Source organism: Asaia krungthepensis NRIC 0535 (assembly GCF_025995175.1).
Classification (GTDB): Bacteria; Pseudomonadota; Alphaproteobacteria; order Acetobacterales; family Acetobacteraceae; genus Asaia; species Asaia krungthepensis.
In genome coordinates this window covers 249,581-270,372 of sequence record NZ_BAPV01000061.1, presented here as the reverse complement: position 1 = coordinate 270,372, position 20,792 = coordinate 249,581, and the positions used below count along the sequence as shown (strand labels likewise).

At 60.2% G+C, this 20,792-nt stretch carries 14 protein-coding genes; 3 read left to right on the top strand and 11 right to left on the bottom strand.

The features are described from left to right. Nucleotides 1–100 precede the first annotated feature (100 nt). Entirely contained in the window at nt 101–337 is a 237-nt protein-coding gene (locus AA0535_RS15365) for a hypothetical protein (protein WP_264817550.1), read from the top strand. On the opposite strand, the gene AA0535_RS15360 is transcribed toward AA0535_RS15365, so the two are convergent. The 8 genes from AA0535_RS15360 to glgA form a co-directional block, all read right to left on the bottom strand. Further along, complete coding sequence (locus AA0535_RS15360) at nt 316–1,437, bottom strand: glycosyltransferase (protein WP_264817549.1); 1,122 nt, start codon at nt 1,435–1,437, stop codon at nt 316–318. The two genes, AA0535_RS15365 and AA0535_RS15360, sit on opposite strands and share 22 nt — an antisense overlap. Nucleotides 1,438–1,445: 8 nt before the next feature. Next, nucleotides 1,446–2,417 carry a glycosyltransferase family 2 protein gene (locus tag AA0535_RS15355; RefSeq protein WP_264817548.1) on the bottom strand — a complete coding sequence of 324 codons (972 nt, stop codon included), beginning with the start codon at nt 2,415–2,417 and terminating at the stop codon, nt 1,446–1,448. Further along, nucleotides 2,414–3,664: a hypothetical protein gene (locus AA0535_RS15350; protein WP_264817547.1), complete on the bottom strand. Its 1,251-nt coding sequence runs from the start codon at nt 3,662–3,664 to the stop codon at nt 2,414–2,416. Before AA0535_RS15350 ends, AA0535_RS15355 begins: the two co-directional genes overlap by 4 nt. After that, on the bottom strand, nt 3,661–5,085 hold the full coding sequence (locus AA0535_RS15345) for a glycosyltransferase (protein WP_264817546.1): 1,425 nt from the start codon (nt 5,083–5,085) through the stop codon (nt 3,661–3,663). Before AA0535_RS15345 ends, AA0535_RS15350 begins: the two co-directional genes overlap by 4 nt. A 218-nt stretch (nt 5,086–5,303) precedes the next feature. Further along, nucleotides 5,304–7,940 (bottom strand): malto-oligosyltrehalose synthase, encoded by a 2,637-nt coding sequence (treY, locus tag AA0535_RS15340; RefSeq protein WP_264817545.1) that lies wholly within the window; start codon nt 7,938–7,940, stop codon nt 5,304–5,306. After that, nucleotides 7,937–9,700: a malto-oligosyltrehalose trehalohydrolase gene (treZ, locus tag AA0535_RS15335; protein ID WP_264817544.1), complete on the bottom strand. Its 1,764-nt coding sequence runs from the start codon at nt 9,698–9,700 to the stop codon at nt 7,937–7,939. The genes treY and treZ overlap by 4 nt, the downstream gene beginning before the upstream one ends. Nucleotides 9,701–9,723: 23 nt before the next feature. Then, nucleotides 9,724–11,955 carry a 1,4-alpha-glucan branching protein GlgB gene (gene glgB, locus AA0535_RS15330; RefSeq protein ID WP_264817543.1) on the bottom strand — a complete coding sequence of 744 codons (2,232 nt, stop codon included), beginning with the start codon at nt 11,953–11,955 and terminating at the stop codon, nt 9,724–9,726. A 35-nt stretch (nt 11,956–11,990) separates the two neighbouring features. Beyond that, entirely contained in the window at nt 11,991–13,634 is a 1,644-nt protein-coding gene (gene glgA, locus AA0535_RS15325; protein ID WP_264817542.1) for a glycogen synthase GlgA, read from the bottom strand. Nucleotides 13,635–13,835: 201 nt separating this feature from the next. On the opposite strand from glgA, the gene glgX reads away from it, so the two are divergent. Next, the gene (glgX, locus tag AA0535_RS15320; RefSeq protein ID WP_264817541.1) at nt 13,836–15,968 is read left to right on the top strand and encodes a glycogen debranching protein GlgX; all 2,133 of its coding nucleotides are present in this window, start codon (nt 13,836–13,838) and stop codon (nt 15,966–15,968) included. Between the two features lie 39 nt (nt 15,969–16,007). Here the strand turns inward: glgX and AA0535_RS15315 are convergent, their stop codons facing one another. Then, a complete protein-coding gene (locus AA0535_RS15315; protein WP_264817651.1) occupies nt 16,008–16,457 on the bottom strand; it encodes an Lrp/AsnC family transcriptional regulator in 450 nt (149 codons plus the stop codon). A 117-nt stretch (nt 16,458–16,574) separates the two neighbouring features. Here AA0535_RS15315 and AA0535_RS15310 point away from each other — a divergent pair, with 117 nt between their 5' ends. Beyond that, on the top strand, nt 16,575–18,032 hold the full coding sequence (locus tag AA0535_RS15310) for an aminotransferase class V-fold PLP-dependent enzyme (protein ID WP_264817540.1): 1,458 nt from the start codon (nt 16,575–16,577) through the stop codon (nt 18,030–18,032). Nucleotides 18,033–18,071: 39 nt separating this feature from the next. Here the strand turns inward: AA0535_RS15310 and crcB are convergent, their stop codons facing one another. Both crcB and AA0535_RS15300 read right to left on the bottom strand, forming a co-directional pair. After that, entirely contained in the window at nt 18,072–18,506 is a 435-nt protein-coding gene (gene crcB / locus AA0535_RS15305; protein ID WP_264817539.1) for a fluoride efflux transporter CrcB, read from the bottom strand. 116 nt (nt 18,507–18,622) lie between these two features. Beyond that, complete coding sequence (locus AA0535_RS15300; protein ID WP_264817538.1) at nt 18,623–20,326, bottom strand: glycoside hydrolase family 32 protein; 1,704 nt, start codon at nt 20,324–20,326, stop codon at nt 18,623–18,625. Nucleotides 20,327–20,792: the final 466 nt, after the last annotated feature.

Here is a 20,792-nt window from a genome sequence, read left to right as displayed (position 1 = left end):
CCCGCGCAGGACCCAATACCTGGGACGGGATACCAGGCAGGATCCAGGGGCCGTCCTCATCGAAGCTGTCGATGACGTGCCGTACAGTTGGAGTGAAGTAATGAGCGCAGAAATCGCCGCCACCTCCCTCGAGGCGCAGGAAGCTCAGGCTCAGCGCCGCCTGCGCTATCGCATGATTGCCATGGCTGTGGGCGTCCTGATGTTCCATGTCTGTCTTGCCTGGGCCGTCGCCGGAACCTCCGTCGATATGCAGGACCATTTTCACACCAATTACTGGGCGCTGGGCGGAACCCTGTTCTGGGCGCTTTACGCCGTTTACAATATGAGCGTTTCGTAGGGCTGGCTCATAGGCGCGAGGTGGTCCGATGCCGCCCGGACCCGCGCATAAAGCGCTTCATAAGCGTCGATCATGCGCTCCTGGCTGAAACAGGCCTCCACGCGCTTGCGTGGCACATCGCGGCCGATCTGCATGGCATCATGTGCCGCCTGTGCCAAGGCGTTTACATCGTTCGGGCGGGCATAACGACCAGCCTCTTCACCGATGATCTCGCGAGCCGCGCCCTGATCGAAACAGGCGATAGGCAGACCGCTCGCCATAGCCTCGACGGCGACGAGGCCAAAGGGTTCGTCCCAGCACGGTGTGAAGAACAACAGTCGGGCCTGACGCATGGCGCGCGACAGCGTGGTTCCGTCCGCCACGCCGCCATAGAGAATGCGCTCGTCCAGCCAGGGCTGGATTTCCTGGGCAAAATAGTCGCGATCTTCCAGATACCCGTAAAGGCGAAGGCCTAACCCGGCCTTTCTGGCGGCCTGTACCGCGTGATGAGGTCCCTTGTTGCGCGTGATACGCCCGCACCACAGGGCGTGTTCTTCATGCGGTAAGGTCTGTATGTCGTCGGGCGCGGGCCAGAGGTCGAGGTCGATACCATTATGAACCACCACGCTCTCAAGGGGCGGCGCAGCACCCCACCAGGACCAGTTCTGTCGTGCCGAGGTGACGGTCGCGATATGAGTGGCGCAAAGCGTGTCGCGTACAACACCATGGATCGCTTCGAAGGGGGGGACGTGAAGCGAAGTCACGCACGGCATATTCGTGCGATGCGCTTCCTGCATGATGAACCGATGCAGGCAGTTATTATGAACGACATCATAGCGCCCGGAGAAAATGCGATGTTTCGCAGCGCCGAAATGATGATCGAGCATGGTGTAGAGGTCTGGGTGGGGCGTGGTATTTTCCCATGGGTAGTCGCGGTCATAATGGACTGGCATGATAGGATCGATATCGAAACATGAGGCGCTGTCCCCGGCCGCAAAGAGCGTGACGTCATGCCCGCGCGCCATCAAGCCTTTCGCGAGATGATAGCTGTGCGCCTCCATCCCCCCCTTGAATGGCGGGGCGATTGGATGCCGCGGATGCGCAATGAGGGCGATCCGCAAGCCGGGCCTCATTCTGCGGCCACTGAAAGCGACGGCTCATTTGCGGGAAATGGTGCCTCTGCCGCAGCGGGAGCGTTATTGCGTCGTTCCTCCAGCAGGCGGATTGCCGAGGCCGTATTGGCATAGGGCTGATGGCTCTGCTGCCCGGTCAGGGCGAGATCGGCTGCATCGGGTGCGCGAAGGATGCGAATTTTCTGCCCGGCAGAATCGTCGATAAGCCCCATGAGCTTGAAGGCATGCAGCCAGTGGCCCATGGTGCGATATCCCCATTTCCGCTCGAAGAGCTCCGCATTGCGCACAACGCTCTCGAGATGATGGACGGGGGGCATGTGATGCGCATGATGCTGATGATACACCCGTGCCCCATTAACCCAGGCGAGTTCTCCTCCGTTCAGTGTGAAGCCCTTGGCATAATCCGTGTCCTCTCCACCATAGCCGGTATAGGACTCATCGAAGCCCCCGGACTGACGAAAGCTGCTGGCAGTGATGGCGAAGTTGAGTGACCAGAAGCAGCGGTAATCCGTGCAGGCCTCGACTCCGTAGGCAGGCGGACCGCGGCGATCGGAGTGCCGGGCGCAAACGGCTTCGAATGAGCTGTAGCTCCAGTCGCCTTCTGTCGCCCCTGCGGGCAGATACATGACCTCGCCCATCAGCAGACCATTGCATGTCTCGAGCGCATCCCGGTAATCGCGCAGGCAATGGGGCGCGGGGATGCAGTCGATATCCAGAAAGACAAGAACTTCTCCCTGGGCGGCAGCGGCAGCCTGATTGCGCGCGGCTGAGAGGCAGAGATCCTGACGGTTGATCAGGATCTGGCGCATCGGGAATGGCATGTCGGGCAGGTTGACATAGGGTTCGTCCTGCATGACCGCCACAATGAATTCATCCGGCCGAACGCTCTGGCGTGACAAACCATGCATCATGTTGATCAGATGGCTGGCGCGACCCTTTGCAAGGGTCAGAACCGAGATTGTGCTCATGAAGGATGTGTCTCCGTGGCGCCTCGTGCTGCGCCGGGGTCAGGATGAGAGGCAACAATGTCGGCGCTGGCGCCGGGGTGGGCAGAGGCATGGCCGGTCTCGGACGTCAGGCCTGCCTGCGCCGTATCGGGCGCAGATGCAGGGTGATGCTGGTCCCAGAGACGGCTGATCAGCGTCTCGATCCAGAGGGCCACACGTTCCGCAGGCCGGTCGTCAATGGCGGCGCGCTGCAATTGCGGATCATGGGTCGCATAGGTCTCGGCGAGCGCAGTTGTCCATGCCATGCCGGAGGCAGGGAGATGAGGCCGGGTGACCGCCATTCGCGCTGCCGCCAGACACTCGGCCTTACGGTGCTGCTCATCAAAATAGCGCCATTCCGGAACAGCCAGCCAGGGCTTCCCGGCAGCCAGGATCTGCTGACAGGTCGTATTCCCGGTGCTCGCAATGATGCAATCCGCTGCCGCAATGTAGTCTGGGGCATTATCGACCCAGCCGCGAATGGTCAGGTTGCCGGTTCCCGTTGCATGCCAGTCATGCTCCATGGCCCCGATCGTCACCCAGTGCGCGTCTGGCCTGTGCCGTGCCCCCACCGCTATCGGCGCGAGTGTGAAACCCGAACCGCCACCGCCCGACATGACGAGAATCATCTCACGCTCGGGATCGACCCCAATACGTCTTCTGGCGACTTCTTTTTCGGGCAGGACATCCGACTTGCCGAGGCCGCCAGCAAAGAAGATCTGTTTGCGCCGCGCACTGCTCCATTCCGGTTGAGCCAGATGCTCCGAGAACGGCGCGAGGAGACCGACAGCACCGTCATAGGCAGCCTGATGTCCTTCATCCTCGCGGTCGCCATGCTGCACGATCTTGATGTGGGGAACGCTGCATAATCTGCTGAGCTGGGCGATCTCAGCGGATACGTCACAGATCATCAGAGCAGGATCTGCCTGGGCAAACCACTGGGCGATCGCACCCATGGCCTGTCGGATACCGGGCCAGCCCACAGGGGCGCAATGCATGGTTCTGGGTGTCGGCAGATCGGCCATGCTAGCAGCTTCATCGCCGCGTGCCTCGAACAGGGACGGGATGGCACATATACTGACGTGGTCGGGCAGATCAGGGAAGAAATCGGGCCGCGCGCAAAAAATGACCACGGGCCGTGTGGCGGGCAGAGCGTGGATTATGGCGAGGCAACGCTCAGCATGGCCGCGACCCTGATGGTGCACGAAGTAGCCGATGGGACGGTTCATGCGCGCGCCTCCGTCAGACGGTCGGTGGTGGGCACGATGACCGGTGTCATGCCCATTTGCGATGAAGGGATGCCCCGTGCAGTGGAGATCAACTCCAGATTTGCTCCGGATCCGGAACTATATTCCGGCCTGTGTCGGCTTTCGATAAGTTGGCGATAGAAGGACACTGAATGAGCTGCATATTCTTGCCAACCCAGAGCGGGGGAGGAGTCATTGGCTGCATCGGCAAATTTCCGCCAGAGCGCAGGCGTGCCGAGCAAATGGCGGAGCGCCTGGGAGAGATCGGTAAGGGAATCGGGTGAAACCAGAAGCCCATGGCCAATCGACCGGATGATGTCGACGGGTCCCCCGCGATTGGTTGCGATGACAGGCAGCCCTACCGACGCGGCCTCAAGAAGGGTCAATCCGAACGGCTCGTGAAGCGCAGGGTTGACAAAAACGCCGCGCCCCTGGGCGGCAAGACGATAAAGTCCCGCCACATCCGCCGCGCGATGGGAAGGCGGAAGAGCGAAGCAATGATCGAGACCCCCTGAAGCCCTGATCTGCTTCAGTTCGGTCACCACCTCATGTTCCTCAGTGCCGGGCTGGAGGCCCTCGTGCTGTCCGCTGAGTATGACCAGATTGGCTCTTTCCTGCAGGTCCGGACTTTGCGCGTAACTGCGTGCAAGATGAGCGAGGTTCTTTTTGCGCACAGCGCGCGCGATGGCGAGGATGATCGGGCGATCAGGCTCTGCCAGATGCTCGGCCAGAAAGGCTCTTCCCTGTGATGCCTCAGCGGAGGCAAGAGTAGGGACCCCGGGTGTGATCAGCCGCAGGCTTCCGAGCCCGGAAGGAACCCCGTAACGCGGGATCTGCTTGTAGGCCTCATCCCGCGTCGAGACGATGATACCGTCCGAGGAGGCAATGGCCGTGCGTTCACGGCGGATGCGCTCACGCAGGGCAGGGCAGTCAGTGCCTCCAGCATCCAGTTTGTCGATACCCAGCGCATGAGGTGTGTAAATGACAGGGAGGTTGAGCGCCCGACCAAGATCCAGGCCGAGCGCAGCTGCATCGGAGAAATGAGTGTGGATGACATCGAATTGTCTATCCGGGAGGGTGGCGCAGGCATGAAGCGCGACAGCGAGCCCCGGCAAATCTGAAAGGGCCTCGTCTTTTTCGCGGTAGGGGGCATCCTGGGGGCCGATACGGAGGATCGTGACCTTGTCCGTAACAGGTTCGACCGCCTGATCATGGATAGACCCAAGAGATTCATTACGAAAACGTCTCGTAACGATTGTGACATGAGTGACATCAGGGCGCCTGGCCTGTGCCAGGGCGGCCTCGAGCACATACGCAATATGGCCGCCTGTATCGGGTGTGATGCCGTAGATAACGGGTGGAGCGCGGAGACAGCCGCCAAGGGCAATATGGAGGATATGCACGTGTCACCTCGCCTGTGGGGCGATGTAACGTTTTCGGGAGAGAACAGGTTTCTCGCTGAAAACTGCGCTCGTAGCGCAGGGGACAGGTTGTGTCCTGAAAGAGACGATCTGCTATCGACGGGAGAGTCTCGGACTCAGGGGAGGCCCAGAAAGAACGCCGTATCCCGGCCAGGATACGGCGTCCGTTTTCAATAACGTGCTTGCTCCGGGAAGGGCGCTCAGGCCCTGCGGATCAGGAAATCCAATGGCGCACGTCCTATCAGATATCCTAGAGAAAGCGGGCCTCCCTCATGATAAAAATCGTCGTGCAGTAGGCTCCTCCAACTGCCCTTGGCAGGAATGGTCGTCTCCCGCAGGGCCGCATGCGATACACGCAGGCCTTCATCGGGTGACAGCGACAAAGTCAGACGTGGAGCGATGACCAGACAGGCGCCGACAGGGCTTTCTCGCTCGAACGCCACGAAGTGCTCTGCCAAGGGTCCTTCCGGGATGAGGGGGAGGTAGACGCTGCTCTCGTAAAGCGCAGGCCTGTCCATCCTGTCCGTCAGAACGGTCTCGACGAGCGCTTGTTTGACCCGCCCGTCCTTCCAGTTTGCACAGGCTTCATCAAAAACTATGGCCTGCGCAAGCATGGCCTCGTGAGCCGGATAATCGACGGGGCGTCTGTTATCCGGATCGACCAGACTGAAATCCCAGCACTCCCGACCCTGATAAAGATCGGGAACCCCCGGACTGGTCATGCGCAGCAAAGCCTGTGACAGGCTGTTGAGCGCAGCGGCAGGACCGATTTTGGCCAGATAAGCCGCGATGGTCGGTTTGAAAGCGCCGCTCGCACATGAACGGGCGAAACTCAGACAGGCTTCTTCATAGGCTTCATCCGGGTTTGACCAGCTCGTGCGTTCCCCGGCCTCGCGCAATGCCTTGGTCAGATAGTCATCCAGACGTTCCGGATAAGCGGACCATTCGCTTTCATGAAGGGGCCATGACGAAATCAGCGTCTGAAAGATGAAATAGCGATCTGCGGCGACAGGAGAGGGGCCATGAGACGTTTTCTCGAGGTCGCTTTCCGTCTGCTGCGCCCAGGATCGGGCCGTATCGGGCCAGCGCGCGTCGGCCTCACTCAGGACCATCAATCTGGTGCGTCCGTCCTCGCCGCGTTTGTGGTCATGGGTCGCTGTGGTCAGGAGTGCCAGCGGATGGTGGGACAGACGCTCCTTGTTCATGGCATGAAAGGCGCTGGCAGGTGCGGCGAAGCGTGCCGGGCTACAACCGACATCGTTTCGCGACAGCAGACGGGCATAGCGATAGAACGCTGTGTCCTCCCCTGCTTTGGCGGTCAGGGGGGCAGTCAGATGTTCGAACCGCTCGAGAATTTCCTGACGCTCGGTGGTATCAATGCGTGCATCCGCCAAATACTGACAGATTTGATCCAGAACCTCGTGCTGCCAAGGCGGCAGGATCTGCGCGGCTTCATGACGTGCGCGGTCGATAGCCCTGAAATCAGCTCCTGAGTCACCCCCATCAGCAAAGTAGCTGCGATAGACAGGGAAGACCGTCAGAAGAGCGCGTAGAGCCGAGCCGATCGCCTGCCGTGTCAGATCACGACCTTGCGGGAACTCCTGCACAAGCAACGCCGTCAGGGCCGCGAATTCGCCTGTGAAAGAGGTATCCAGCTTTTCATGTCTGGCCACATGTTCCACAGTCTCGAAATCCGCACTGCCTATCTCCGACCAGAGCGCCGTGATCGGCTCCTCTCCCTTCGGATCGTGGAGGAGCAGATCGACCTGTTCGAGGAAATCGTAACCCGTTGTCCCGGTCACCGGCCATTCAAGAGGGAGGATCTCGTTTTTCTGCAGGATCTTCTCGATGAAGAACGGCGCCTGGCCTCGCAGTTCTGTTGGGCGCTCACGCTGAAGCGCATCCAGCCGCGCTCGCAGTCTCGAGCAGTATTCGGCTGGACGTGCTAGGCCATCTACGTGGTCGACACGCAGACCATCGATCAGCCCCTCCCGATAAAGCTCGAAGACAAGCCTGTGCGCGTCATCGAACACGTCCCGACGGTCCATACGCAGGGCGACGAGCGATGTGACGTCGAAGAAGCGACGCCAGTTGATCAGATCGCCCGCGACACGCCACCATGCCAGTCGGTAGTGCTGCTCGTCCAGTAGCGCGCTCATCCGGGCGCGACCGGATTTGGAATGTGGGTCGAGGAGGGTCGTCAGGCGGGAAAGCAGTGCCTTGCCGGGTTCGGAGTTGAGGAAGCCGGGATACAGAACCTGCCCGGACGGTGCGCGGATATCTGCCAGAAGGCGGGCTTCGCTCTCAGGCGAGAGCGGGTAGCGCTGCTCACCATAGGTAAGCTGCGCCGTATTGCTGGCGGAATCGAAATCCACCTTGAGGTCACCAGAGGTGAGGATGTCAGCCAGTGGGGCTCCTAGAAAAGGAAGGAGGACCCTTCCATGGAGGCTCGGCTCGGAGGGCGTCCAGTCAATGTCGAAATGCTGCGCGTAGGCACTCTTTTGCCCATGGCGCAGCACATCCATCCACCAGCGATTATCGGCGCCTAGCCCCATATGATTAGGGACAATATCCAGAATCAGCCCCATTCCCTCCTCACGGAGAGACGAGACCAGACGTCTCAGCCCCTCTATCCCGCCCCGATCCGGGTCGATCAGCTGGCAATCCACCGTGTCATAACCGTGCATCGAGCCCGGTGTGGAGGCGAGAAGCGGAGAGGCGTAAATATGACTGATGCCCAGTTTGCGAAAATAGGGAATCAGCGGGAGGGCATCATCGAAGGTGAATTCACGATGAAACTGCAGGCGCAGTGTGGCTGTCAGGGGCAGGGGGGTCATGCGTTCAACTCCAGTCCGGCCACGAGACTGCCCGGTGGCAGTTCCTCTACCGTCCTGCGCACGGCCGAGCTATAGAGCAGAGTTGCGGGCTCGGTGATCCGGCATGTTTCGTGATCGGAGAGATTGATCGCGATCGACAGGATGGAACCGTCAGTCAGCTTCCAGCGCGCGAGCACGGACTTGTCTCCAATGATCGTTGCGTCCAGGCTATGGGCCTCGGGCAGACGCGGAATAAGATGGCGTTTGCGCAGGGACAGGAGACTGCGCGTTCGGTCCAGCCAGATGCGTCCCTCGATTGTGGCTCGCGCCTCGCGGTCCGGGCGGGAATCGTCGAAGGTGGAAAGGGCATTCGGGTCAGGGATGGTCTTGCGCTTTTCGGGATCCTGAAATGCCGAGAACTTCGCAAATTCCTTGCGCCTTCCCTCTCTCACGGCATTGGCGAGTTCGTCGTGGAAATCGCAGAAAAACAGGAAGGGTGTCGTGCAGCCCCATTCCTCGCCCATGAACAGCATCGGAGTCATGGGACTGAGCAGCAGAAGGGCGTAGGCTGCGTGCAGTGCTTCTGGAGAGGCCAGCGAAATGAGGCGCTCGCCCAGCGCGCGGTTGCCTGTCTGATCATGGTTCTGCAGGAAGAGGATGAATTTCGAAGCGGGCAGATCGCCGCTTGGCATGCCGCGCTTCTTGCCTGAATAAGGATTGATCTCGCCCTGATAGGCAAAACCCTCATGCAGCACCCTTGCGAGGGTGGCTGTGGGGTTTTCGGCGAACATCTCGTAATAGCCCTCGGTTTCTCCGGTCAGCATGACGTGCAGGACATTGTGCCCGTCATCATTCCATTGCGCGGTGAAACCGTCGCGTAGGAGCTCTGCATCGTTGTTTTCGTTCTCGAGAATCAGATGCACATGGCGACCCGGTTCCACAGTCGCGACTACGCGCTCGCGCAGCTTGCCGAACCATGCGTGATCGGTGATGGCTGAAGCAGCATCGATGCGAACGCCATCGAAGCGGAATTCCATGAGCCAGTAGAGAACATTATCAATGAAGAAATCCGCGACCTGGGGACGGGCAAAAGCAATGCCGGTGCCCCAGGTGGAATTATTTTCGTGGTCGAAGAAATCCTCGGCATAGTCATGGAGGAAATTCCCGTCGGGCCCGAAATGATTATAGACCACGTCCAGGATGACCATCATGCCTTTGGCATGGGCAGCATCGATAAGGTGTTTCAGCGCGTCGGGATCGCCATAGGCCTGTGTCGGAGCATAGGGAAGGACGCCGTCATAACCCCAGTTACGCGTTCCGCCGAAACTGTTGACCGGCATGATCTCGATGGCGGTGATACCGAGAGCTGACAGCTCATCCAGGCGCTCACGGACCCCATCGAAACCGCCGAGCAATCCTGCATGAAGCTCATAGATCACAGCTTCTTCCCATGGGCGACCCTGCCATCGACGGCAATGCCATTCATAGGAGGTCGGATCGGTCACCACGCTCGGACCGTGGACGCCTTCAGGCTGACTGCGGCTCGCCGGGTCGGGAACGGCCTGTGCCTCGGAGATTCTGAAGCGGTAGCGTGCCCCGAAGGCGCAGTCTGCTGTCAGCGTGAAGACCCCTTCCGCGTCGCGGGTCATGGGGCGGGGCGGGGCATCCTCGATTTCGAGGCTGACCGTCTGGCAGGAGGGAGCCCAGAGCGCAAAACGGATCGTCCCGTCGCTCTGGGGAGTGGCACCGAAACGGGTCTGATAAAGATACGCTTTCTGCAACGGTGCCTCCTGTCGGGGGATGTTCAGCCGCGTCTCGGGACGAGATACAGCACGGCGAGAGGAGGAAGTGTCAGAACGAGCGAATGTTCCATACCATGCGCTGATTCTTGATCGGCATGACGGGGTTCCTCACGGGTCACGCCAGACCCGCCAAGTTCCCTGCGATCCGTATTGATGGCCTCGACCCATTCGCCCCCGAACGGGACGCCAATGCGGTAGTCATGGTGCACCACGGGGGTCATATTGCAGACCACAAGAACGGGTGCCGCGTCGGGTGCCTGGCGAAGCCAGGCGAACACCGTGTTTTCAGTATCATCGGCAATGACCCAGCGGAACCCGTCATGCTGATAGTCATGCGCGGAGAGCGCTGGCTCATTGCGGTAGATCGCGTTGAGCGCCTGCACCGTGTCATGCATACCGCGCCCGAGCGGGTCATTCAGACGATGCCAGGCAAGCTCGCGATCATTGTGCCATTCCTCCCATTGGGCGAACTCACCTCCCATGAAAAGCAGCTTCTTGCCGGGATAGGCCCACATAAGGGCGTAATAGGCCCTGAGATTGGCATGTCGGCGCCAGTCATCGCCCGGCATGCGCGATAACAGCGAACCCTTCCCATGCACCACCTCGTCATGGGAGAGCGGAAGGATGAAATGCTCGGTATAAGCGTAGATCATCCCGAAGGTGATGTCGGACCCATGATAGCGCCGCCAGAGGGGGTCGTGCTGCATGTAGCGCAGCGTGTCATGCATCCAGCCCATGTTCCATTTGAACCGGAATCCCAGCCCACCGACTTCCGACGGAGACGTGACGCCCGGCCAGGCTGTGGATTCCTCGGCAATCAGCGCGGCATCGTGGCAGTAGTCACGAATGATGCCCGAAAGTTCGCGCATGAAACTGACGGCCTCGAGATTTTCGCGGCCACCATAGATATTGGGGCACCATTCACCGTCCTTGCGGCTGTAGTCGCGATAAAGCATCGACGCGACCGCATCGACACGTAATCCGTCGATATGGAAATTGCGCAGCCAGTACAGCGCGCTACCGGTCAGGAAATTGCGCACTTCCGTCCGACCGAAATTATAGATCAGTGTGTGCCAGTCCTGATGATACCCTTCCTTGGGGTTGGAATGCTCATAAAGATGCGTGCCATCGAACATGGCCAGACCATGGGCATCGGCAGGGAAGTGCGCTGGCACCCAGTCCATGATCACGCCAAGTCCGGCCTGATGACACCGGTCAACGAAATGGGCAAATTCGGCAGGCGTGCCATGGCGCGATGTCGGGGCATACATGCTGAGCGGCTGATAGCCCCACGACCCCGAAAAAGGATATTCCGTGATCGGCATGAGCTCGATATGCGTGAAGCCAAGCTCAGTCACGTAAGGGATGAGCCTGTCGCCCAGATCGTTCCAGCTTACATAGCCGGTTGGACTGTTGATACGTTGCCATGAGGGGACATGCAGCTCGTAGATCGAGACAGGTGCTCCAAGCGCCTGGCGTTCGCCACGCCGGGCCATCCATTCATGATCGTGCCAGTCATGCTCGAGCGGCGGCGCGACGATCGACGCTGTGGCGGGAGGTAGTTCCGCATAGCGTGCATAGGGGTCGGCCTTGGCGGGCAGGATGACTCCGCCCGGTGCCATGATCTCGAACTTGTATCGTTCACCGGAACCGATACCGGGCACGAAGAGCTCCCAGATCCCTGCGCTGTGACGCAGGCGCATGCCATGGCGCCGCCCGTCCCAGATATTGAAGTCGCCAATGACCGATACGCGATGAGCATTGGGCGCCCATACGCTAAACCTCACACCGGAAATTCCATCGACCTCGCAGATATGGGCCCCCATAATCTTGTCGACGTCGCGATGATTCCCCTCGGAGAAGAGGTAAAGATCGAGATCGCCGATCAGTGTTCCGAAGCTGTAGGGGTCATGCGTTTCCTGCCAGCCATCCGCCCAGAGAATACGCAGGCTGTAACGCGGCGACGTCGCGGTGATCGACGCCGTGTAGATACCACGATCGTCGATGCGGTCCATCTTCTTCTCGAGGGGCGCCTTGTTCTTTCGCTCGGCAACCAGACACACCTCGACTGCGTCGGGGTAGAATACTCTGACGACCGTCCCGCGCCCCTCACGATGGCGGCCGAGATAGGAAAAGGGATCATGGGCGCGACCTTCGACAATCTCGTCGATAAGGGCTTGTTCCTGGGGCTTGATGGTCTTGACGGCAGGCGGCAACGTTTCAGTGTCGGTCATGGGGGACGGGGTCTCGCCTCAGGATGGGGGGCAGATCAGGAATTGGTACCGAAGCGGGGCAGGTCGGTGCGTCCCAGCCCCGGATTGCGTGGGCGGCTTTGAGGCATTCTGGCTGTGCGAGTGAATACCGTCCCGGGCGCATGAGGCTGGCCTATATCGCTGAGACGCGGCGCGATATCGCCGTCACCCACGATGCGCACCGGCGCGCGACCCGTCATCTCCAGCAGAAGCCGGGCGTAATGCGCTGCCTTTCCATGCCATGAGACATCATGAAGCGACCCGTTACGCTGCAACCGTGCCCATACGGATTTCTGGCGGAACAGTCTCTTCGCGTGTCTGATCGCCCGAAACAGGGCATCGCCCTGAGTCGGGGAGAACAGAATGCCATTGGCCACGCCTTCCTCGATGGCGGCAGCATTGGCATCGACGATGGTATCGGTCAGTCCGCCTACGCGTGCCGCGATCGGCACGGAGCCATAACGCAAGGCGTGAAGCTGTGTCAGGCCGCAAGGCTCGAAACGCGACGGAATGAGCGAGGCATCTACCGCGGAATGCAGACGATGACCCAGCACCTCGTCATAACGGAGATGGCAGACGAGATTCCGGGGATAGGCAAGTTGCAGGGCACGGAAGGACTGCATGATATCGTTGTCACCCACACCGACGACCGCAAGCTGGATATTCTCCTTGAACAGTCGTGGGGCGATCTCTGCCAGAATGTCGACACCCTTCTGGCGGGTCAAGCGACTCACGATGCCTAGCAGGAGAGCGTTGGGGTCCTGCGGCAGGCCGAATTCAGCCTGAAAAACGCGCTTGTTGGCACGGCGTCCGGCAATATCCCCGATTGCATAGGGAAAGATCACTGCCGGATCGGTCAGGGAGTTCCAGTCGTGCAGATCGATACCATTGAGGATCCCATGCAAATTGGCAGCGCGTGAGCTGAGAAGGCCCTCCAGCCCCATACCGTTTTCGGCTGTCTGGATTTCTTCGGCATAGGTGGGGGACACGGTGATCAGACGATCCGCGATCTGCAGACCGGCCTTGAGATACCCGACCTGACCGTAAAACTCGACGCCGTTCATGTCGAAGGCATGATCGGGAAGCCCGATCCGAGGCAGGAGCTCGCGCGGGAAGAGACCCTGGAAGGCCATGTTATGGATGACATGGGCTACGGGTGGGGCAGGCTGGTTGTCATAACGGAGATAGGCCGCCACCAGTCCCGCCTGCCAGTCATGGGTCATCACCACATCGGGGCACCAGCCCGGTATGCACCCCTGGGCAATGCTGGCAGCAACCCGTGACAGCACCGCAAAGCGCATGTCGTTGTCAGGCCAGTCGCGTCCGTCAGGACCGAGGTAAGGGCCGCCGGCACGGTCGTAGAGCTCGGGCACCTCGATGGCGTAAAGATGCTGCCCGTGAGCTGTGCCTTCCCACACCACCGCGCGGTAACCCAGTACGTCGTTGAAGACATAGGCTTCGACGCGCTGGGTCAGCGCGGCCATCACGGCGCGATAGCCAGGCAGCAATGTGCGTGTTCTCACGCCATGATGCCGCAAGGCCGTCGGGAGCGACGCCGCGACATCGCCAAGCCCGCCTGTTTTCACGAACGGGAACATCTCGGCGGAGACGGAGAGCAGTTGCAGATCTGTCGGAATCGCAACGATCTGGTTTGACGGCATGGGGAGCCTCGTTCGGGGGCGGGGATTCAAGAAAAAGCGGCGCATTTATGATGCTAATACTTATGAAACGTCGCGCACCTTAAATCGTTATCCGCTCGCGTTTATGTTATCCGCTTTTTCCCCCGCCGCGGCGTTAGGGCCCCGAACCCGGGTGCAGACGGGAAAATTGCCGGTCTAACGGGTCAGGATGGAAAGAAAACGATGAGTGATTCTTTTGCTAAACGCCTGAAGGAAGGAAGCCCTGCCGGACGGGGTGCCGTGTATGATGGAACGGGCGTCAATTTCGCCGTTTTCTCCGCCAATGCCGAGGCGGTCGAGATCTGTCTGTTCGACCAGAATGGTGAGCGCGAGACCGACCGGATCCGGCTGCCGGAATACACCGACCAGGTGTTCCATGGATGGGTGCCGGACCTGCGCCCCGGCCAGCTTTATGGCTACCGTGTCCACGGTCCCTACACCCCCGATGAGGGACATCGCTTCAACCCCAACAAGCTCCTGCTCGACCCCTATGCCCGTGAGCATTTTGGTGAGATCGAGTGGAACCCGGCCCTCTTTGGCTACCAGCTCGGCCACGCGGACAAGGATCTGAGCTTCGATGAGCGCGATAGCGCGCCCTTCATGCCCAAATGCGTGATCACCGACCCCGCAGCCCAGCATCTGCAGCCGCTCGGGACACCGTGGTCGGAAACGGTAGTCTATGAGACCCATGTCAGGGGCTACACGCTCAACCATCCTCGTGTTCCAAGGCGTCTGCGCGGCACATATGCGGGGCTCGCCAATCGTCATGTCATCGAGCATCTGAAGTCGCTTGGGGTGACCACCATCGAGTTGCTGCCGATCCAGAGCTTCGTCGCGGACGAGTATCTTGTCGACAAGGGTCTCACCAATTACTGGGGCTACAACACCATCGGCTTCTTCGCCCCCGATACGCGCTATGCCGCAGATCAGGACGATGCGCTCTCCGAGGTGCGCCGGATGGTCAGTGCCTATCACGAGGCGGGCATCGAGGTGATCATGGACGTTGTCTATAATCACACGGCTGAAGGCAACGAGCTGGGCCCGACCCTGTCCTTCAAGGGGCTGGATAACGCGACCTATTACAGGCTGATGCCGGACAATAAGAGATTCTATATTAATGATACTGGTACAGGGAACACGTTTAACCTGACAAAGACCGGGCCTATACAGTTTGTTGTCGACAGTCTGCGTTACTGGGCGAATGAAATCGGCGTCGATGGGTTCCGCTTTGATCTCGGCACTATCCTGGCCCGCGAACTCGATGGATTTGACAGTGAGTCCGGGTTCCTGCGCGTCTGCCAGCAGGACCCTACTCTCACCCATCTCAAGATGATTGCAGAACCCTGGGATATTGGACCCGGCGGCTATCAGGTCGGTCATTTCCCCCCTGGCTGGGCAGAGTGGAACGACAAATACCGTGATACGACGCGCGATTTCTGGCGTGGCGAGGCCAAGGCCGATGCTCTGGCGCCCCGCCTGCTCGGCAGTCCGGACATGTTCAACCATTCCGGTCGTCAGGCCTGGGCCAGCGTGAACTTCCTCACGGCCCATGACGGCTTCACCCTGTGGGATACGGTCTCTTACAACGAGAAGCACAATGAGGCGAATGGCGAGGACAATAAGGACGGCACCTCGGACAATCGCTCCTGCAATTACGGTGTGGAGGGGCCTACCGATGATGAGGAGATCAACGCGGTTCGCTGGCGCCAGTGCCGCAACATGCTCTCGACGCTGATTTTCTCGCAGGGAACGCCGATGATTCTGGCGGGCGACGAGTTCGGTCGCACCCAGGGGGGCAATAACAACGCCTATTGCCAGAACAACGACATTTCATGGGTCAATTGGAGCATCAGTGAGGAGGGAGCGCGGCTCTCCAAGTTCACGACCCGTCTTCTTGCCCTGCGTCGTCGTTTCCCGATCCTGCGCCGCGCCCGTTTTCTGACCGAGGCTTTCAATCCGGAGCTCGACGTCAAGGAACTGAGCTGGATCAGCGCCTCAGGTGGGGTGATGCAGCAGGATGAATGGTCGCTGGCCCAGTGCTTCGGGCTCATGCTCGATGGCCGCGCACAGCCGAGCGGTATCATGCGTCGTGGCGCCGATGCGACGCTGCTGCTCATTTTCAACAGCTGGCACGATGTTGTCGAGTTCACCCTGCCCAAGGCCGAAGGGGAGGAATGGAAGCTTCTGCTCGATACCAACCGCCCCGATGACGGTGCGGCACTGGAAGAAGAGCAGTTTGCGCAGGAGCAGGTCTACACTGTGACAGGCCGGTCGGTTCTGCTCTTTGAACTGATCACCAAGCCAGCCGGAAACTGATCGCATCGGGGAGCCGGAGAACCCCGGCTTCCCAGTCGTCTAGACAGGCATGTCCCGGTTGTTCGCGATGGCCTCCATCGAAAGATAGGAGGTCACCGTGTCCAGTTCGACCTTGCTGATCAGGGTCTGATAAATGCCATCGAAAGCATTCATGTCCCTGGCGACGATCTTCAGCATATAGTCGTAATCCCCCGCCAGACGATGGAAATCGACGATATGGGGAATGGAGAGTACGGCCTCCCGGAACTGGCTGAGCCATTCGCGGGAATGGAACCGCGTCCGCACCATCACGAAGACCGTGACCCCTAATCCCACGGCCTCTTGTGACAGTCTTATTGTCTCCCCCTCGATCACGCCGGCACTCCGCAGGGCATGCAGTCTGCGCCAGCAGGCGTTCTGCGAAAGGCCGATCTTCTCGGCGAGATCGCGCTGCGAAAGCGATGCGTTCTGTTGAAGGGCGCGTAGGAGTGCCTTGTCGATATGATCCATGAAACTCATAAAAACAGATCATTTGATAGAAAGATAGGCGCAATCACGGTGTTAATAGGGAAGGTTTCTCCGGTTTGATCGCTCTATCGTGGGGGACCCCATTCTGGAGCTGCCCCGATGTTCGATCCCGATACCTGCCTTGACGATTTCGCCCGTACGCTGAGTGGCGCTGGCGGTATCGAAGCGCTCCGCAAAGGGGTGATCGGTGAGGGTGTGGCAGTTCCAGGGCCGTTCGGCGATCACCCGCTGCTCTATGCCGACTATGTCGCCTCCGGGCGCGCGCTGCTCCAGGTCGAGAATTTCATGCTCACCCAGGTGCTGCCCTATTACGCCAATAGTCACACGCAGGCTTCCTATTGCGGGCGCATGATGACGCGCCTGCGCACTGCAGCCCGTGGCCAGATCGCCCGGCTTTGCAAGGCTCCTGCGGGGTATAGCGTGGTCTTCACCGGGTCAGGCGCTACGGCAGGGATCAATCGTCTCGTGAGCCTCATGGGGGTTGCCCAAAGCGTGGCAGAGGGGCGTAACCCCCTCGTGATCATCGGCCCCTATGAGCATCATTCCAACATCCTGCCATGGCGCGAGAGTGGAGCCGAGATCGTCGAGATCGAGGAAGGTCAGCAGGGCGGTCCCGATCTGGCTGTACTGGAGTCCGTGCTATCCGCGGCGGGGCGGGACCGGCTGGTTGTGGGGGCTTTTTCTGCGGCGTCGAATGTCACGGGGATACTGACCGATGTCGACGCGGTGACACGCCTGCTGAATGCCTATGGGGCGCGCTCTGTATGGGACTATGCCGGGGGTGGGCCGTATCTGGCCATCGATATGGCGGCGGGCACAGCGGCGCAGAAGGATGCCGTAGTGATTTCACCTCACAAGTTCCTGGGCGGACCGGGTGCCTCAGGCGTGATGATCGTTCGCGATGAGGCTGTCGCGATCACGCGCCCCAGCCTGCCGGGTGGAGGGACTGTACGCTTTGTCTCTCCCTGGGGACATGATTATTCCGACCGAGTAAGCGATCGTGAGGAGGCAGGTACCCCCAATGTGGTGGGCGACATCCGCGCAGCCCTCGCCTTCCTTGTGAAGGAAGCAATCGGGCAGGATTTCATGGATGCCCGCCATGCTGCCCTGCGTGAGCGTGCCCATGCCGCGTGGAGCAAGGTCCCGGAAATCGACCTGATCGGCGCGTCCCCCGCCATGCAGGCGCTGCCGATTTTCTCGATGCGTATCAGGGATTCCCAGCGTGGCGGCCATATTCACCAGCAGCTTTTCACGCGTCTCTTGTCCGATTGTTACGGCATTCAGGCGCGCGGCGGTTGCGCCTGTGCGGGGCCCTACGCCCATCGTCTGCTGTCAATCGATGCCCCCGCTTCGGATATCCTGCGTCGTGCCATTCTGTCTGGCCATGAAATCGACAAGCCGGGCTGGACACGCCTCAATTTCAGCGTGCTCATGAGCGATGAGAAGGTCGATCGCGTGATCGACGCGGTGACCGCTCTGGCGCGCCAGCCCTATCCGATGGCGGATTTCTATCGCTGCGACGAGCAGACGGCGCGCTTTGAGGCGCTCTCCGCCTGAATGCCGGACTGGGGCTGACCGGCGATGTCGGTTCAGGCCTCAGGCGTCTTCCTCAGTCTCATTCTGGGCAATCTGGAATGCAGCGGCATTGAGCTTCGATGCGGCGAGATGGCCAATTGATACCGCACCGACGCAGAGCACAGCGGAGAGCAGGATATTGGCCAGGGCGCGCCCCAGCGCATCGGCACGCAGCAGATCCAGGGTTTGCAGGCTGAAGGATGAGAAGGTGGTATAGCCACCGCAAATGCCCACCATCACAAAAAGGCGCATGTTCTCCGAGACCGGGAAACGGCCGTGGGTCAGCGTCAGCGTGCCGAAAAATCCGATCACGAACGAGCCGAGTGTGTTGATGGCGATGATCGTTCCCCAAGGCATGGCCCGACTATAGGGAGCGGTCGCAACCGACATCAGATAGCGGCCGAGCGTGCCGATTGCGCCGCCAAGCATCACGAGAAGGCAGGTGGTGAAAGACATCGGGGCAGGATACTCCTCTCAAGGGTTTCTGTGCCGCACTAACACAGCCCGGCAGGACGGGGCAGCGTCGAATGAGGGCGACAGGGAACAAAGGCTGATGGCCGGTTACCGCGTTCTTACAGAGCCGACTGACGCGCCATGGCCTTGCGAAGACGAAAGAGGCCGAGCGTGTCGATCGTGGCTCCGGCACCGGTTGCCTCGAGCTTGAGGAAACTCAGCGGATTGGCGGGGAAAACCAGCGCCGTCCCGACCGAGAGCCCGCCATTGGCGAAAACCTCGAGCGTGCAGGCATCGAGCACGAGCCTCACATCGAAATGCCGGTCATCGGGGTTGAGGGGCGTCGAGAATTGCCCGGTGAAGAAAGGCTGCTTGAAACCGTTCAGATCGGCGCGGTCGATCCAGAGCTGTCCGCTGAACGCATCGAAGCCAATGGTCAGGCTCTCCCCCATGTCATTGCCGAACACGATCACGAAGCGCCCGGTGCGCCCCTTGTCGCCCAGGGGGAGGTTCGGCGTCATCTGGTCGACGGTGGCGCTCAGGACAAGTTCGAGCGCAGTGCCCAGCGGCAATTGCACGGAGGCGCTCGCCCCGGCGGCGAGCCTTTTGCAGGTAAAGGCGAGAGGAGCTTCACGAAGGGTTTCCAGCCCTCGTGGCGCCTGGGCGAGGCGCAACCAGCCCGATGAGTCATGGCGAAGCGTCATGAGGCGCGGCAGTGTCATGCAACCGCGCCAGCTTTGTGTCGGGAGTTCCTGACAATATTGCCAGTTGCCCAGCCAGGCGATCGAAACGGCCTGATTGCCCGGCATGTTCTCGTAGACCTGCAGGGCATAGGCATCCTTCGCAAAATCTGTCAGGCCGATCACCGTGTCGTCCGGGGTGAAGTGGCTGCCGTCGAAACTGCCTACAAAATACTGGGTGATACTCCCGCCCGTCGGACCGCCCGGATTGACCGAGATGAACAGCACCCAGCGTGATCCACCCCCCTCGACGGGGATCTCGATCAGGTTCGGGCATTCATAATCCACGCCGAACAGACCTGAGGGGCCGAAATCGCTCAGATGCACCCAGTGCTGCAAGTCGATCGAGGCGTAGAAGGCAATCTGATGCAGCCTCGCCTTTGCCACCACCATGACCCATTGCCCGGTTGGCGTGTGAAAGAACACCTTGGGATCGCGGAATGAGTTGCTGCCGATGTCGAGCACCGGATTACGGGGGATATCCCTGAAGGTCCTGCCGTCATCCTCACTGATGGCGAGAAACTGCGTCTGCTTCTGGGGTGTCGCACGCGTATAGAGGGCAACGAGTCCCCCCTTGCCCTCGGGAAACAGACCCGAACTGTTATGTCCATCCAGAACGGCGCATCCTGTAAAGGCCTCGCCATCTTTTGTCTCGTTCAGCGCAATGGGCTGATCTTCCCAGACAAGCATGTCTTGGCTGGTTGCATGTCCCCAATGCACATGACCGGCATAGGGAGAGAAGGGGTCATACTGATAATAAAGGTGGTAGATGCCCTTGTCGTAAATCAACCCATTGGGATCGTTCAGAAAACCGCTCTCGGGCGAGAAATGGATCGTTGGGCGATAAAATGCATCGCTCTGCGTGCGGATCACGGGGCGCGATGTTGCGCCCGGCTGATCGGCGGGTGAGGGATGAGACGCGTTGGGTTCGCTCTTCCTCTCTCCCTCCGGCGCCCTGGGTGCGGATTGAGGGCCCGGTGCCGCCTGCGCCAGAGCCGCGCCCATCAACCCGCCCCCGGTGGCGGCAAGAGAGGCAAGCGCCCGGCGGCGGCTCAATCCGGGTAGGGCGGGGCGCTCGGTCATGGGAGTCCTTTGGTCTGATGCGGCAGGCAGTTCATACAAAGCTTGGAGCATAGGTCAGGGCGGCCGTGACACCAAACCCGGCAGCGGGCTGCATGCAGGAAAAGCAAGAAGTGACTGACGGGGCATTCCGGGACGCTCAATCAGCGAGATCGATAACGATATGTAACGAGTCTTGCGTTCACAGTTTGACACACATACCGTTATTGCAACGATAAAGCATCTGGCTTTGATCGTGTGACCTCAATTGCGGAAGGAACCTCATCATGCTTCGTGCAAAAAGGGAGGGGCGTTGCGCGGCGTCACGTATGGGGTTGGCCTGTGCCACGTCCCTCACGGGAATGGCCATGACCAGAATGGGAGCGGTGGGGTTGGGCATTGCGGGTCTGGCGATCACAGGCCTGACGGCAGCCGGACTGGCGCCTGCAGGGACGGGAATAAGCGGAACGGCGATTGCAGCCGAAGCCCC